12 protein-coding genes and 1 other annotated feature are annotated in these 14,157 nt (G+C 28.8%); of the genes, 6 read left to right on the top strand and 6 right to left on the bottom strand.

The genetic code is table 11. The features are described from left to right. Nucleotides 1-211 precede the first annotated feature (211 nt). On the top strand, nt 212-1,444 hold the full coding sequence (locus U8307_RS04365) for a S41 family peptidase (protein ID WP_326910516.1): 1,233 nt from the start codon (nt 212-214) through the stop codon (nt 1,442-1,444). Nucleotides 1,445-1,506: 62 nt separating this feature from the next. Here the strand turns inward: U8307_RS04365 and U8307_RS04360 are convergent, their stop codons facing one another. Continuing rightward, a complete protein-coding gene (locus U8307_RS04360; RefSeq protein WP_326910514.1) occupies nt 1,507-3,249 on the bottom strand; it encodes a stalk domain-containing protein in 1,743 nt (580 codons plus the stop codon). Between the two features lie 170 nt (nt 3,250-3,419). Between U8307_RS04360 and U8307_RS04355 the strand changes: the two genes are divergently transcribed. After that, on the top strand, nt 3,420-4,007 hold the full coding sequence (locus tag U8307_RS04355; RefSeq protein ID WP_326910512.1) for an HD domain-containing protein: 588 nt from the start codon (nt 3,420-3,422) through the stop codon (nt 4,005-4,007). A 30-nt stretch (nt 4,008-4,037) separates the two neighbouring features. Here the strand turns inward: U8307_RS04355 and U8307_RS04350 are convergent, their stop codons facing one another. Together U8307_RS04350 and U8307_RS04345 are read right to left on the bottom strand one after the other, a co-directional pair. After that, nucleotides 4,038-5,252, bottom strand: a complete 1,215-nt coding sequence (locus U8307_RS04350; RefSeq protein WP_326910510.1) for a glycoside hydrolase family 3 N-terminal domain-containing protein — start codon at nt 5,250-5,252, stop codon at nt 4,038-4,040. A 198-nt stretch (nt 5,253-5,450) separates the two neighbouring features. After that, complete coding sequence (locus U8307_RS04345; protein WP_326910508.1) at nt 5,451-6,824, bottom strand: copper amine oxidase N-terminal domain-containing protein; 1,374 nt, start codon at nt 6,822-6,824, stop codon at nt 5,451-5,453. Between the two features lie 196 nt (nt 6,825-7,020). On the opposite strand from U8307_RS04345, the gene U8307_RS04340 reads away from it, so the two are divergent. Both U8307_RS04340 and U8307_RS04335 read left to right on the top strand, forming a co-directional pair. Next, a complete protein-coding gene (locus U8307_RS04340) occupies nt 7,021-8,199 on the top strand; it encodes a DUF438 domain-containing protein (RefSeq protein ID WP_326910506.1) in 1,179 nt (392 codons plus the stop codon). Nucleotides 8,200-8,411: 212 nt separating this feature from the next. After that, nucleotides 8,412-9,650, top strand: a complete 1,239-nt coding sequence (locus U8307_RS04335; protein ID WP_326910504.1) for an aminopeptidase P family protein — start codon at nt 8,412-8,414, stop codon at nt 9,648-9,650. Here U8307_RS04335 and U8307_RS04330 read toward each other — a convergent pair. Continuing rightward, complete coding sequence (locus tag U8307_RS04330; protein WP_326910502.1) at nt 9,640-10,464, bottom strand: PHP domain-containing protein; 825 nt, start codon at nt 10,462-10,464, stop codon at nt 9,640-9,642. The two genes, U8307_RS04335 and U8307_RS04330, sit on opposite strands and share 11 nt — an antisense overlap. 175 nt (nt 10,465-10,639) lie before the next feature. On the opposite strand from U8307_RS04330, the gene U8307_RS04325 reads away from it, so the two are divergent. Then, nucleotides 10,640-10,870: a hypothetical protein gene (locus U8307_RS04325; RefSeq protein WP_326910500.1), complete on the top strand. Its 231-nt coding sequence runs from the start codon at nt 10,640-10,642 to the stop codon at nt 10,868-10,870. 118 nt (nt 10,871-10,988) lie between these two features. After that, nucleotides 10,989-11,215: a binding site (T-box leader), on the top strand. Between the two features lie 36 nt (nt 11,216-11,251). Then, nucleotides 11,252-13,204, top strand: a complete 1,953-nt coding sequence (metG, locus tag U8307_RS04320) for a methionine--tRNA ligase (protein ID WP_326910498.1) — start codon at nt 11,252-11,254, stop codon at nt 13,202-13,204. Between the two features lie 53 nt (nt 13,205-13,257). On the opposite strand, the gene U8307_RS04315 is transcribed toward metG, so the two are convergent. Both U8307_RS04315 and U8307_RS04310 read right to left on the bottom strand, forming a co-directional pair. After that, nucleotides 13,258-13,641: a desulfoferrodoxin gene (locus tag U8307_RS04315; RefSeq protein ID WP_326910496.1), complete on the bottom strand. Its 384-nt coding sequence runs from the start codon at nt 13,639-13,641 to the stop codon at nt 13,258-13,260. Nucleotides 13,642-13,717: 76 nt separating this feature from the next. Continuing rightward, nucleotides 13,718-14,155 carry a threonine/serine exporter family protein gene (locus U8307_RS04310; protein WP_326910494.1) on the bottom strand — a complete coding sequence of 146 codons (438 nt, stop codon included), beginning with the start codon at nt 14,153-14,155 and terminating at the stop codon, nt 13,718-13,720. Nucleotides 14,156-14,157 lie beyond the last annotated feature (2 nt).

Here is a 14,157-nt window from a genome sequence, read left to right as displayed (position 1 = left end):
TTATATTATACTTTATTAAAATTATCAATATATTTATAATAAAAATTAGAAATAAATAAAAACTCTGTTGATTATCTAATAAATATGCTATAATATCAACTGTATGTATTAAGAATATATTAATTTTAATAGGATAAAATTAAATATCATAGCATATAAATAATATGAGCATTGATTTTATTTGGCTTAATTAAATATCGGGAGTGAGTAGATGATATCAAAAAAGAAATATTTTATCACTATCATAGTAGTTGTTTTTGTTACTGCTTTTTTGACTGTTTCTTTAGGAAATGTTTTCTTAGTTGAAGTTGGACAAAAGGTTGTTTTACCTAAAGAAACTTATTCTGTATTAAAAGATATGTATGACAAATTTGCAAAGCAAAATAGTTTAATGGAATTTGCGAAAAAAGAATTCTTATATGAAGCAGATGAGGAAGCTATGCTTGAGGGTGCTTTAAAGGGTACATTAATTGCTTTAGGTGATCCGTATACACAATATATGACGAAAGAAGAATATGGTGCTTTATTACAAGACACAGAAGGTTCCTATGAAGGCATAGGCGTATACATAACTGCAAGTGATGACAATAAAATAATGATAGTATCACCAATAGAAGATACCCCTGCTGAAAAGGCTGGATTGAAAACTGGAGATAAGATTATTAAAATAAATGGAACAGAATATTCTGCGGACAAAATAGATCAAGCTGTAAGTATAATGAAGGGGTTACCGGGTACAAGTGTAACTCTTACAATTCAAAGAACTAAAGAGAATGGAAAACATGAAACTACAGATATAGTTGTTAATAGAGAAAAAATTAGAATTAAAACGATAAAACCTTCTATGCTTGAGGATAATATAGGTTATATTAGAATAACTACTTTTGACATGCAGACTGCTAAAGATTTCAATGCTGCTTATGAAACACTAAAAGGTCAAGGTATGAAAGCATTAGTAATAGATTTAAGGTTTAATCCTGGCGGTATTATTAATGCAACAGTTGATATTACGGATGAGTTTTTAGGCGAAGGAATTATAACATATACTAAAACTAAATCTGGAGATATTGAATATTATAAATCAGATAAAAGTGCTGATGATATTCCGATAGTATTACTTATTAATGAAGGAAGTGCAAGTGCTTCTGAAATAATGGCAGGTGCTATGAAAGATACCCAAAGAGCAACACTTATTGGTACAAAAACTTTTGGTAAGGGTATAGTACAGAGAGTTCAAGGCTTTGGTTCTGAAGGTGAGGGCTTAAAAATGACTGTTTCAGAGTATTTTACACCTAATGGGGTAAATATTCATGGAATAGGAATTGAACCTGATATCGTATTAGAATTGAATCCAGATGCAACGGGATATGGATATGAATTTTATGATATGGATAATCAGCTGCAAAAAGCTGTTGAAGTTTTAGATGAGAAGTTAAGCCAATAATAAACATAAAAAAGAGGTAAGCCAAATTAATTAAATGACTACCTCTTTTTAAATGCAAATTATTAATATATTAATACTGTTTTGTTTAGGTCATCCCATATTACCGTTTTATCTATTGATTCGCTTATAAACCTTAGAGGTACCATAATTCGATCATTTACTATTTTAGCAGGGACATCTAGGGTACTTTCTGTTCCGTTAATAAATGCAGTATTACTATTTGCCGGAATGACAATCTTTGTGGTTCCACTTTCTACTATTGCACAGCTACTGTCAGAATCCCAATTAACGTTGCAGTTTAATACTTCAAATATGGCCCTTATTGGAACTAAAGTTCTTCCATCTTCTATTAATGGCCATTGTTTTATTTTACTAAAGTCAATATATTGGTTAAAGACTTTAACATTTACATCGCTGTTAGGTTTGTCATCAGTAATATATTTAAAGCCCTTGGAATCAATAGCTGAAATATTTACTTTAGTTCTTTTTCCTCCATATTCTAATGTTAAATTTTCGAATCCTGCATCATTAAAGGATAAAGTATTATCTGAAATATTTAGAAAATAGTTATCATAGGGATAAATTAGTACATCCTTAGTAATATTTTCTTTTTCAGAGCCGTATACAGCATAAACATTAAAATCAACTTTAGAAGTTGTATTATACACTTCTTTAGATAAATCCGTAATTATGCTGTCAGGTGTTTTTTTATATTTTATGTATAAATTTAATACATAAAAGTTACCAGTATCATCTAAGTAAAAAGGTTCATGTCTGATTTCTGATATGAAACTATATCTAAATAAATCTGACATTGCAGTATTAACACTATCTTGGGAAATTGATTTGTTAAATCTTACAGAAACTTTAACTGGATGGTATTTAATTTTATTTTTGAGAATAGTGCTTAAACCTTCTGCTGAAGTTGCTGTATTTTCTACATTATAAATATCCAATTCTGTTTCCATAAGTATTCTGTCATAAACATAACCGTTTTTTTCAATTAAAGACAATTCCTTTAAAAATGTATAATATTTTTTATTTGATTTAGGAAGATATTGATTTTTATTTATAGTATGATCTTTTGAAATTTCTTCTTCTGTAAGCAAATAATAATTATATGAAACACTGTCTTTTTTATCTGGAACAGGGTCGTTCCAAGTTGTATCTAAGTGAAACCAATATTTATCAATTTTAACTATGTTCCATACATGTGGTTCTTCATTGCCAGTTCCTGAAACTAATCTTACAGGAATATTAAGTTTATTAAGCATATTGTATGTTAGTAGAGCATAACCATTGCAGACAGATTTTCCTTTAGTCAAAAAATCATAATCTGAATATAATTGAAGAGATGTATCATATTCTCCGTTTAAAACAATGTAATCATGTACTGCTTTAATTTTTTCATGATCATTCATATTTGGCTTAATTATTTCGGTCAATATGTTGTTTATCATTTCATCGGCTTCTAATTTTTCGCTGGATGTTAGAATATAATTAACATTCATTTTTATATTATATACATTAGATGATTCTGAAACACTCCAATTTACAGAGCTGATTATAGAATCAAGATAGGTGTCATTTTCAATGGTATTTTTCAGAACGTTTTCAATATCCTCATATAATCCACTATATCTTATTTCAAAGTTAGCATTTAATAAACTTAACTGTTCGTAAACAGTATCTTCTAAATCACCAATATCATATGCATCATAGGTATACCCATATACATTAAATGAAAAAATGATTGTTAAGATATAGATTAAGATTAATATTTTATATAGTTTATTAATTTTCATTATTACACCATCCCCTTTATATTACAAAGTAATTATACACTAGTTTTTGGAAAAATAAAAGACATAAAAGTATCTACTACCAATATATTGAATTATTTAAAAATATATTGTAGTATATACTATATCTATTAGACGAAAATAAAAATAAAAAGTTCAACTAAGGAGACTAAATGTACAAAAATAAATTAAATAAAATACTTTTAAATGATGAACCATCAAAAGAATTATATAAATTAATTGAAAATGGTGAAATGAAAGATATAATTCCAGAATTAATTAAGCTTAAAGGATTTAATCAACATACTCCCTATCATGATAAGGATATATTAGACCATACAATGACTGTAGTGGATTCAATAAAGCCAAAATTAATATTAAGAATGGCTGCTTTGCTTCATGATATAAGTAAACCTGATTGTTTTACAATTGATGAAAAGGGAAGAGGACATTTTTATGGACATCATATTAAATCTGCTAATGAAAGTGAAATAATACTCCAAAGGCTTGGATATGGTGAAGAATTTATAGAAAACGTACAAATACTTATTAGATATCATTATATTAAAGATATAAATAAAAATATAAAAGAAAAAGGTATAGAAAAATTCATCGATGATGTAGGGGAAAATAGATTGGAAGATATACTTGAATTGATTAAGGCTGATATCATGGGGAAATCAGACTCTAATAATTTTGATGTAATTAACAAATTAAAACAAATGATTAATGATTATATAAAAAAAGATATTGAACAATAAATTATCCAGTATCTTTTTTATCAAGATTTTTTACATAATTCCCATATAGTATTTCCATTTTAATATTCTTAGAACAGATTCGTTTAATCTATCCATTGATATTTCTTCATTTTTTACTGCGTTTAAAATAGCATTATAGCTTGTTTCATAATCTGTAACTATAAGCATGTCATTTCCTGCTAAAAGGGCTACAACTTCTGGTGATTTACTTAGCTGTAAGTTTGTTATAGAACCCATAGATAAATCATCAGTCATTATGACACCGGTAAAATTCAACTCATTTCTTAATATCGTAATTACTTCTTTAGATAAAGAAGCAGGTAATTCTGCATCCATAGATTCAATTATATTATGAGAAACTAATATACTTTCTACGCCAGTTTCAATTCCAGCTGAAAAGGGAAGAAAGTCATTGTTTTTAAAGTTACTATAGGGACGGTTATCATATGCAGAACCTGTATGAGTATCTACATTATTTCCATATCCAGGGAAATGTTTTAATGTACCGGAAATCCCGCTTTCCTTCATAGCTTCAACTACTATATTGACATATTTTGATGTTTCTTCTGCCGACTTTCCAAATGCTCTTTGATAAATAAAATCAGTTTTATTTTCTGAAACATCAGCGACTGGGGCTAAATTCAAATTAATACCAAGGTCTAGCAAGAGATTTGATTTAGTGTAAGTATCATTTTTTATCTCTTCAAATCCACCTATGTTATATAATTCTTGAGGTGATTTGAACCTTTCATCTGCTAACATATAATTTGAACTGACTCTGACAACTGTTCCACCTTCTTCATCAACACCGATAATCATTGGGATTTTACTTTTGTCCTGATAAGATTCTATATCCTTTATTACATCATCTTTTGTCTTATCAACAAAGTCTCTACCAAACAATATAAATCCACCTGGTTTCATAGACATAAAATAATCTAAATCTTCTGGTAAGGGACATCTTACTAAAAAGATTTGACCAACTTTTTCTTCTATAGAAAGTTCTTCTAAAGTTTTTAAAGCAATATCTTCATATTCATCAAATAGTTCCTTATTATCTTCATTATCTTTTTCTTCGTCAGCATCAGGTTCTGTTTTATTATCTTCATGTTCAGATTCGTTTTCTTTAGGCATTTCATTCATATTGTTATCATTTTCATTCAGTCCAACAATACTATATCCTAAAGTAAATAGTAGTGATAATGTAAACAGTAATATTAAAAATTGTTTAATAATATTTTTCATGTATATTTATCTCCATTATAAATTTAATATTTAAATAATAACATTATGTTATTATGATTTCAATTAAAAATGCGTTCCATATATTTACTTATTGACATATTGATGGATTGAACAATTTACTTGAAACTTTTCATAGAATTAAAAAAGACTATCAAGTTATAAAGTAACTCGATAGTCTTAATTTACTTTAATAAAATATTATTCTTCTTCTGAATCTGTTTCTTCAGTTTCAGTTTCTACCTCAGATGCATCTTCAGTCTCAGGTGTTGGAACTGTATCTAATTCCATCTCAGAAACATCAGGTGCATTTAATGCATCTTCAGGAATTTCAAAATCTTCAGCTTCATTGATATTTAGTATATCCATAACCATTGTAGCTTTCATTTCTTTTAATAATTCTAGCTCTTCTTCAGGAATTTCACCTACTATTCCAGTCATTCCTGATACCATGGATAATATCATATTTCCTAAATCCATTTCATATTTAATTATTTCGCCAGATTCTTCATCTATGTATACAATAAAAGTAAGATCCCCTAATTCTCCATCAACAAAACTTTTTAGCATTTCTGCAGTCATTAGTTCTTGTTCATTAGTTGAATTAGATAATTCTTCGACGTATTCTCCAAACATATCTTTGTAAATATCTCCAGACATTGTATATTCCATTCTGAGTAAAGATTTACCTGATTCATCAGTATACTTTCCAAAGTATTTTACATCTTCAATATATTTTTCTGTTAATTCTTTATTTTCTTTAATTGTTTCTTCATCATAATTCAAAAGTTCAGCAAATAATTCGTCTTCAACTGTTGATTTCATCCATGTAATAGAATCTGTGCCATCATTCATTCCCATATATGTTGTATAATTATCCTCATCTACATTCATATACATATCCATTACAGGTACAATCATTTCTTCACCCATTACATTCATAGACATATCTGCTGATATTTTAGCTTTTAACGGGTTCATAAACATAGTCATATACATATTAACTTTCATATCCATTGTTTGAACATTACCAGTTTCATCTGGTACAGGCATAGACATGTCAATTACTACGTTAGCATCACAATTTTCCCATTCATATGATTTGTTATTTGCTTCAGTAAAAATTCCTTTAGCATCAATTGGTTCTGTTGTTATAACAACAGTATTTAATCCCATGTCCCATTGTACTTCTGAACCAAATGCTTCAATAACTGGTCTAATAGGTAAATATGTTCTACCGTCAACTATTACTGCTACAGTATCTGTTGCAATTTCTTCACCGTTTTTTAAAATGAAGTTTTCTCCAACAGGAACTTCGACAGTTGTATCACCTATGGTTGCTATAGCAATACTGCTTTCAACGTTCCAATCAACTGTTGCTCCGTATTTTTCAAGAGTTGCTCTAAATGGTACTTGAGTTCTGCCGTTTTCATCAATAAAAGGCATTCCTATTTCTTCATTAAATTCAACTTTGTTGGAATCGATATTTACAATTATTTGATCTTGAGCAAAAGCTGTAAATGACGATATAGCCAAAATTAATACTAGGCTAATTGTAAAAATAATTTTTTTCATTAAATTTCCTCCATTTTCATATATATATATATTTAAATAATACTATATTGACAATAATTAATCAAGGAAAATTCTGTATTTAAAAAAATACATCAAAGGAGAGAATATACAAACATAATAGTAATAATTTTCCAAATACAGGGTATAATTTGTTTATAAGCAATCTAGTATATAGGAAAATGAAAAAGGAGAAATTATGAGCGAACAAATTAATAACAGAGAATTTAGGAAAAAAATAATTAAAGAAGTAATTTCAGAGTTACATGAAGGAAAGAGCGTTGAAGAGGTAAAACAAAAGTTTGAAGAAGTATTTTCTGGAGTATCAGCATCAGAAATATCCGAAGCAGAACAAGCATTAATTTCAGAAGGCCTTCCTGTTTCAGAAGTTCAAAGATTATGTGATGTTCATTCTGCTGTTTTTAAGGGTTCCATTGAAGAAATTCATCAACAAATTGACCAAACAGAAATACCAGGTCATCCTGCCAATGTAATTATTCTTGAAAATCGTTTTATAGAAAAATTGATTGAAAATGAAATAACTCCTTATTTAGATAAAGTTTCAAATAAAGAAGGAATAGAATCAATTCAAAAAGGTCTTGATAAATTATCATTAATAAATATCCATTACTTAAAAAAGGAAAATCTATTATTCCCTTACATGGAGAAGTACGGAATTACTGCACCACCAAAGGTTATGTGGGGAGTAGATGATGAAATTAGAGAGCAACTAAAAGATGTTAAAATTCAGCCTACTAAACAAAAGATAGAAAGTTTAATTAATAAAATTACTGAGATGATTTTTAAAGAAGAAAATATAATGTTACCTATGCTTTTAGATTCAATGACTCAAGATGAATGGAAACAAGTTTATGATGATAGTGACGAAATCGGAAATATTATTGATAATATACAAACTTGGAAACCAAATTTAAAGGATAAGGAAGCAGTAAAGGAAGAAATTACTGAACCTGGAGTTATAACATTACCTTCTGGAATTTTTAATAAAGAAGAGTTAATTTATATGTTAGACACTTTACCTATTGATATAACATTTGTTGATAAAAATGATACGGTTAAATATTTTTCACAAAGTTCTGAGCGTATATTTCCACGTACAAAAACTATAATAGGACGCAAAGTTTCTAATTGTCATCCTCCTGCAAGTGTACATATTGTTGAGAGTATTGTTGAAGATTTGAAATCTGGGAAAAAAGACCACGAGGATTTTTGGATAAAACTCGGAAATAAATACGTATATATTCGGTACTTTGCAGTTCGTGATAATAATGGAAAATATCTTGGAGTAGTTGAAGTAAGTCAAAATATTAAACCTATACAAGATATAACAGGAGAAAAAAGATTGGTAGAAGAATAGTAGGTAGGAGCCGAATTGATGGAAGAAAGGTGTATGTCAATAGCAAGAAATATAATTGTTCTCATTATATTTCTTTTTTATTGAAGTTGATTATTTTATTTTCTAAGTATATAATTGTGTTAATTATTTTTATTATAGTCATAATGAGCGTTAGTAAAGTATTTACATTAAACTTATGTGATGAAGAAAAATTAAAATACTAGGAGGAATATATGAAATCAGGTTTTTTTAAAAACAATAGAGTAAAATTTGCAGAAAAAATGGTTGATAACTCAAGTGCAGTGTTTTTTTCCGGTAAGGCGCCTAGACAAAGCGCTGATCAGGAATATGATTTTTCCGTTGACAGGAACTTTTTTTATTTAACAGGAATAGATAAAGAGAATATGGTTTTAGTTATAAATAAAATTTTTGGAAAAGTAACTGAACAATTATACATACCTCCTGTTGATGAATTTTACGAAAAATGGTTTGGGATTCTTTTGAGAAAAGAAGAAGCTATAGAAATGTCAGATATTAAATCTATTGAAAATAGAGATAATTTCTTGACTGATTTTGCAAAAAGGCTTTCATCATCAGATAGACCTGACAATGTTTATATATTTTCATATATTACAGATAAGGATGAAGCCTATGACAATTACAGAAGTCTTGCACACTGGATGAGAAATCAGTATCCTACAATTAATATTATGAATTCTCTTGATATTGTAACAGAACTGAGAAGCTCTAAAACAGAAGAAGAAGTAAATGAAATTCAAACTGCTTTAAGATACACTAAGGAAGCTTTAGAGTTTGTTATGAAGAATTTAAAACCTGGCAGATATGAATATCAAGTTAAAGCAGATTTTGAATATCAATTAATGTTGAGAGGGTCAAAACCAAGTTTTAAAACTATTGGAGCATCAGGCAAAAATGCTGTCATACTTCATTACGTGGATTTATTAGAAAAAATAAAGGATGGAAGTATGATTCTACTTGATTTAGGAGCATTGTCTAATAATTATGCTTCAGATATTTCTAGAACTTATCCTGCAAATGGAAAATTCACTCCACGTCAAAAAGATATTTATAATATAGTTTTAGAAGCACAGGATGTAGCCATAGATGCTATGCATGTAGGTGCATCTGAAGTAGTTGTAAATGATGCAGTGAAATCGCATTTTGCAAAAGGGTTAAAAACTTTAAAATTAATAAAAGATGAATCTGATGTAGCAAAATATTATTATCATGGAATAGGCCATCCCCTTGGACTTGACGTACATGATTTAAGAAGAAGAGATAAAATTATGCAAGAAAATAATGTGTACACTGTGGAACCTGGACTATATATTAAAGAAGAAGGTATTGGTATAAGAATTGAGGATGATGTATGGGTTACAAAAAATGGTGTTATAAATTTATCACCAGATATTATAAAAACAACAAATGATATAGAAAATTTTATGAATTGAGTCGATATTCCAAATCATTTACCCCATAATCTCCGATTTCGGCTTTCCATGTAGTTAGTTCTGTACCATGCCAATCAGTACCACCTGTTTTTATCAAATTATGTTTTAAGGCAAAATTTTCATAACGATTAATTAGTTTTTTGTCATGATACGGATAATATACTTCAATACCGCCTAACCCGTGGGGTAAAAGTAATTCCATCTCAGGTAAATCTGCATTGCCTATTCGAGCAGGATGAGCAAAAACTGGGATTCCTCCAGCTAATTTTATAATTTCTACAGCTTCTGACGAATTTATTGGAAAATCTTTTATGAAGTTGCTTGGATATAAACGTACTTTTTTATTGAAGAATTCTGGCCAATCCTTCAATGTATACGGAGCTCCATTAGCAATCATTGCCTTTAATATATCTGATGGTGCAATGGATTGTTTGAATTCTGCATATTTTAATATTTTATTTAAATTAAAATTTATTATATGATTTTTTTGTAGCCATGTATATTGCTCACAAAAATGAACATAAAAATAATTGGCTAGCCTATTTAAAAGCTCTTGTAACTGCCCATTATTTATATCTATATTATACCCTAAAATATGTATAAGATGACCGTTTGAAACTGATGATATTTCAATTCCAGGTATGACTTTTATATTATGAGGTTTTGTTTTATTTATTATTTCTGCTACGCCATAAGTTGTATCATGATCAGTCAAGGATATGGCAGGTATGTTTTTTTCTTTTACGATTTCAACTATATCATCTATAGAATCTGTACCATCTGAAAACATTGAGTGAATATGCAAATCAATCATAAGTTGCTCCTAAATAAGTATATAATATATTGTATCATTTTTTAAAAATAAATGTAAGATATAATTGAAAGCTTATTGTGTTATATTTTTAATCTTTTTTTAATATAACCTTAATAACAAATGAATTTAGTTTGTGTAAAATAATAACAATTGGATTTTAAATGAGGAGAGAGATATGGAATTATTATTAGGAATATTTGTGTTTTTTGCATTTATAGTTGCAGCATTAAAAATAGGAGCTGTTATGTTTAAAATTCTGTTTACAATACTAGGAGCTGTGGTAGGTTTAGGATTGCTTGTAGTCTTATTACCATTAGGGTTAGGTTTGTTAACCATATTATTGATACCAGCTATTATTATAGGTGTAATTTTTGCAATTTTCAAGTGTATTATGGTTATTTTTTAGTGTGAATAAATTAGCTATGAATAAATTAATGTAGTAAAAGCATGCATTTGTAGCAAAATAATTTGTTGACAAATTTGTAATAATTATGTATAGTTTAGAATATAAAGAACAATAATATATGAAAGCGATGAAGAGAAGAGTAATTTAAAAATCATGATAAAGAGAACCAGAGAAGGTGTGAGCTGGGGATTGATTTAAAATGAAGATGGCCTTGGAGCTTTATACTTGAGCTTACGTTAAAGTATACCGGATGTATCCGTTATAGTACATGGTTTATGACCTATTGAGGCACATATTGTGAAATATGTGTGAAAAAGAGTGGTAACGCGATAATTCGCCTCTTAGCTTATGCTAAGAGGCGATAAATATTTGGAGGATAATATGAATAAGAAAGGCAAATATTATATAACAACAGCAATAGCATATACATCAGGAAAACCTCATATTGGAAACACTTATGAAATAGTTCTTGCAGATAGTATTGCAAGGTTTAAAAAGTTAAATGGTTATGATGTATATTTTCAGACTGGAACTGATGAGCATGGTGAAAAAATACAAATTAAAGCTGCTGAAGCAGATAAAACACCACAACAATTTGTTGATGAGGTAGCAAGTGAAATTAAATGTATTTGGAATTTAATGAATACGAGCTATGATAAATTTGTTCGTACTACAGATAAAGAACATGAAAAAATAGTACAGAAAATATTTAAAAAACTTTATGATCAGGGAGATATTTACAAAGGATATTACGAAGGTTGGTATTGTACACCAGATGAAGCATTTTTTACTGATTCTCAATTAGTTGATGGAAAATGTCCTGATTGTGGTAGAGAAGTACATAAAGCAAAGGAAGAAGCTTATTTCTTTAAAATGAGTAATTATGCTGACCGCTTAATGAAACACATTGAAGATAATCCAAAGTTTATACAGCCAGAATCTAGAAAAAATGAGATGGTAAATAATTTCTTAAAGCCCGGTCTTCAAGATTTATGTGTTTCCAGAACATCATTTGATTGGGGTATTCCAGTTACATTTGATGAAGGTCACGTTGTTTATGTTTGGATTGATGCATTAAGTAACTATATTACATTTTTAGGGTATGACCCAGATGGAAATCATGGAGAATTATACAACAAATATTGGCCTGCGGATGTTCATTTGATAGGTAAGGATATACTTCGTTTCCATACTATTTATTGGCCGATTTTATTAATGGCTTTAGGAGAAGAACTTCCTAAACAAGTATTTGGTCATCCTTGGCTTTTAGTTGGCGAGGGCAAAATGAGCAAGTCAAAAGGTAATGTAATTTATGCAGATGATTTAGTAGATTTATTTGGAGTCGATGCTATAAGATACTACGTACTTCATGAAATGCCTTTTGCTAACGATGGAACAATTACTTATGATTTAATAATTGAACGAATTAATTCAGAATTAGCAAATATACTTGGTAATTTAGTAAATAGAACTGTAACTATGACTAATAAGTATTTTGATGGTGAAATATTGCCTCCTACAAATCATGAACCTATAGATGATGAACTTATTAATTTAGCTCTTGAAACTCCAAAGAGAGTTGAACAAAGAATGGATACTCTCAGAGTTGCAGATGCAATAGATGAAATATTTACACTTTTAAGAAGAAGCAATAAATATATTGATGAAACGCAGCCATGGATTCTTGGAAAAGATGAAAGTAAAAAAGAAAGGCTTGGTACTGTTCTTTATAATTTGCTTGAATCTATTAGAATTTCAGCAGTGTTATTAGAGCCATTTTTACCTGAAACTGCTCAAAAAATATTTAGTCAGTTAAATACTAAAAAAACTGACTGGGATTCATTGCAACAATTTAACGGTATAATTTCTGGTGACAAGGTTGGAACTCCAGACATATTGTTTGCAAGAATAGATGCAGCAAAGAAAATAGAAGAGATAAATAGTATGTTAGGATTAAATAGTGACAAAAAGGAAGAAAAGAAACCTAAAAAAGAAGAAGTTAAGGAAGAAGATTTTATAACAATAGATGACTTTGATAAATTAGATTTAAGAGTTGCTGAGATAATTAAGGCAGAAAAGCACCCTGATGCAGATAAACTATTGGTATTCCAGTTAAAACTTGGCGAAGAAGTTAGGCAAGTTGTATCAGGTATATCTAAATACTATAAGCCTGAGGATTTAGTAGGCAAAAAAGTTGTTATGGTTTATAATTTAAAACCTGTTAAATTAAGAGGAGTAGATTCAAACGGAATGATTTTAGCAGCAGAAAAGGGAAAGAAATTAACACTTGTATCAACTTTAGAAGATATTCCAAGTGGATCAAAAATCTCATAAAAAAAATCAAGGTGCGCATTGCGCACCTTATATTTTTGTTTATTTATTATTTTTTATGCTTCCTTTTTCCAAAGACCGTGAAGATTGCAATATTCATAAGCTGCAACTACTTCGTCACCTTCAACAAGAGCAAATGTAGCAGCTGGTTCTTCTCCTGGGTTTAAGCACTTTCTTTGAAATCCTTGTTTAGTTACAAGATAAATCCATTGGATATAATGTTCTTCAGCCATTGGATGAGTTACACTACCAACTTTAACAGTAACTTTATTACCTTCTTTTTCTACTACAGGAACATGTTTCTCTTGAGCTGCATCTACAGTATTTGCTGTTAATTCTTCCATTTCTTCACCACAACATACCATATTAACACCTGAATCTTCTATCATTTCTACTAAATTTCCACATGTTCTACATATAACAAACTTTGTTTTACACATAATTTATTCCTCCTAATTTATATAATTCATATGACTACTTTATACCCACTAAAATTTATTTAAAACATTTTTTATTTTAAATTTTTGGTTTTATTTTTAATTTAATAGCAATTAAACTTATAATAGCCATAGCTATTGCCATAGACCCTATATTTAATATTGTGTTTGTTCCAACCTTAAGTGCTAAAAATATATCATCTTGAACAAAGGCAAGAATAGTTTCATATAAACCTAATCCAGGAACAATAGGAATTACTGCTGGGAAAATAAAAATAGTAGCAGGCATTTTAAAACGTCTTGCACAGATTTCTCCTAAAAAAGCAATAAACATTGTTCCGAGAAAAAAACCAAGTTTTGGATTTCCATAATTAATACAGAGTATATAAATTAAGTAACCTAATGATGCAATTAAAGAGGTATAAGCAAGAACCTTTTTAGGAGAGTTCATTATTAATGCAAAAAATAAAGATGCCATAAAACAATATATCATTTGTAATATTAATTCTTTTATCATAA

Origin of the sequence: Sedimentibacter sp. MB31-C6 (assembly GCF_035934735.1) — a bacterium.
Taxonomy (GTDB): Bacteria; Bacillota; Clostridia; order Tissierellales; family Sedimentibacteraceae; genus Sedimentibacter.
Note: the sequence above shows the minus strand (reverse complement) of the source record. Positions and strands in the feature narration are given on the sequence as shown.